A 1,782-nucleotide genomic window follows, 5' to 3' on the forward strand; every position below is an offset into this window, starting at 1 on the left:
TAGAACAGGAGTAAACGTACCCTGGGTGAAGGTCTGCAGGACCGTAACCCGGGTTTCACTTCGTTTCATCCAGGCTATTTGCTGAAGGTCGCAAGTTAGCCTTTGAGGATGGTATCAATGACAGGAGAGTTAAAAGAACAACAAATCCGTCAAACTTCGATTATATTAGGTCTATCTGCAGATTTTATTCGTAAAGATTATTTTGTTACTAAAGCAATTGGCTTACTATCTAAAATATCCAATGATTATTTTGGACTGGTATTTCAGGGGGGAGCAAGCCTTTCTAAAGGTTATGGGGTGGTTAGTAGGCTATCGGAGGATGTTGATTTTCGTGTAATTTCTAAACCATCCTGCTTGGAGTTGGGTCAAAGCGCAAAAAGGTGTGAACTTGGATTGTTTCGCCATTCTTAATCCACTGGTCTATGCTGGTTTTGATATGATTTATAACGTGCATAAGGAAGAGCTAACATGATATTTGATGCACATTTTCATATTATTGCTCCTGAATTCCCATTAATTGAAAATAAAGGATTTTTACCAGAATATTTCACCATATCAGAATAAAATTGAAGGCTTATCAATGATTGGTGGCGTCATTGTAGCGGGTTCGTTCCAACATGGTTATCAGGACTTTTTACTCCATGCCATAAATGAGTTGGGAGAAAGGTTTGTTGGGGTAACATCATTTTCATCACAAATGACTGACAAGCAATTGATGACATTGAATAATAACGGCATCAAGGCAGTGCGTTTCAACCTGTTTCGGAGTGGAAAACAAGATTTAGCTCAATTAGTTACTCTTGCACAAAGAGTATATGATTTAGTTGAGTGGCATGTTGAGTTATATGTGGCAAATGATGCACTTGTCGATCTTGTGCCTTATATTAAAAAATGCCTAAAGTAAGTATAGATCACCTTGGTTTAACAACAGATGGACTTAACCATTTATATCAACTCGTTGAACATGGGATACATGTCAAAGCGACAGGGTTCATGCGAGTTGATTTTGACCCTTTAACTGTTATGAAACAGATTAATCATATAAATCCAAATGCATTGATGTTTGGTACAGACTTGCCTGGGACAAGAGCCAAACGACAATTCAATCAAAATGATTTAATTTTAATTGAAGACAATTTTACTGCATCAGACTGTAAAAGAATTTTTTGTGACAATGCACTTGAATTTTATAGATTGAAATAATAGGAGGTTTTGTTGACTTATTAACCGCCCTGTTTTCAATAGGCGGATCTAGGCAACGCGGAAACTATCGGGCATACCAAGGCTAGTCATTTTATTGAGCGATTCAACATGGATTCTAATGGGTGCCCCTTTTGTGTTCGTAAAAAGGAAGTTACGAACGCTGTATCCATCGGCTTTATAGGAAAGCGGGGAAGAGTTATTCCTTATTGGAAAAGGAGATTTAATGTAACTCTAGGAAGTAAAATTTTTGTAGTGCCTGCTAAAAAGCTAAAAAATTCATTTGAAAGGAAAATTTTTTAAAAATCTATCTTGTTATCTGATGGGTTACATGGTGATAATCCCAAGAGCAGGCAATTCATGTCGTTAATAGGGTTTCTTCCTTTCTCCCGAAGCAGTGTAAGGTCATGAATTTGCCTGCCATACAAAGCAAGGCAGGGGGGTTGGTTTTGATAATCATGAAATCTCCTTACTTCAATCAGCCACCCATAATCGGTTACATGATAAGTGGGTAGCGGTTTGTCAGTGAAGGTGGTTTCTCGCCTTGTCGGTAATCTGATTAGGAAGTAAATTTTTTCTTTT

At 37.6% G+C, this 1,782-nt stretch carries 4 protein-coding genes; 3 read left to right on the top strand and 1 reads right to left on the bottom strand.

Annotation, left to right across the window (positions count from 1 at the left end; genetic code table 11):
- Positions 1–117: 117 nt before the first annotated feature.
- The 3 genes from BN58_RS16020 (at position 118) to BN58_RS30060 (ending at position 1,203) form a co-directional block, all read left to right on the top strand.
- Positions 118–411, top strand: a complete 294-nt coding sequence (locus tag BN58_RS16020; RefSeq protein ID WP_019217681.1) for a nucleotidyl transferase AbiEii/AbiGii toxin family protein — start codon at positions 118–120, stop codon at positions 409–411.
- Between the two features lie 169 nt (positions 412–580).
- On the top strand, positions 581–904 hold the full coding sequence (locus BN58_RS30055) for an amidohydrolase family protein (RefSeq protein ID WP_019217683.1): 324 nt from the start codon (positions 581–583) through the stop codon (positions 902–904).
- Complete coding sequence (locus BN58_RS30060; RefSeq protein WP_019217684.1) at positions 892–1,203, top strand: amidohydrolase family protein; 312 nt, start codon at positions 892–894, stop codon at positions 1,201–1,203. Before BN58_RS30055 ends, BN58_RS30060 begins: the two co-directional genes overlap by 13 nt.
- Before the next feature lie 296 nt (positions 1,204–1,499).
- On the opposite strand, the gene BN58_RS34885 is transcribed toward BN58_RS30060, so the two are convergent.
- Positions 1,500–1,782, bottom strand: a 283-nt coding sequence (locus BN58_RS34885) for a hypothetical protein (RefSeq protein WP_232220710.1), incomplete at its 5' end; no start/stop codon positions are given.

Origin of the sequence: Legionella tunisiensis (assembly GCF_000308315.1) — a bacterium.
GTDB lineage: Bacteria > Pseudomonadota > Gammaproteobacteria > Legionellales > Legionellaceae > Tatlockia > Tatlockia tunisiensis.

Bases quoted from the DNA above. Each gene is read 5' to 3' on its own strand.
- BN58_RS16020 (WP_019217681.1), top strand. From the start codon at position 118: ATGACAGGAGAGTTAAAAGAACAACAAATCCGTCAAACTTCGATTATA.
- BN58_RS30055 (WP_019217683.1), top strand. From the start codon at position 581: ATGATTGGTGGCGTCATTGTAGCGGGTTCGTTCCAACATGGTTATCAG.
- BN58_RS30060 (WP_019217684.1), top strand. From the start codon at position 892: ATGCCTAAAGTAAGTATAGATCACCTTGGTTTAACAACAGATGGACTT.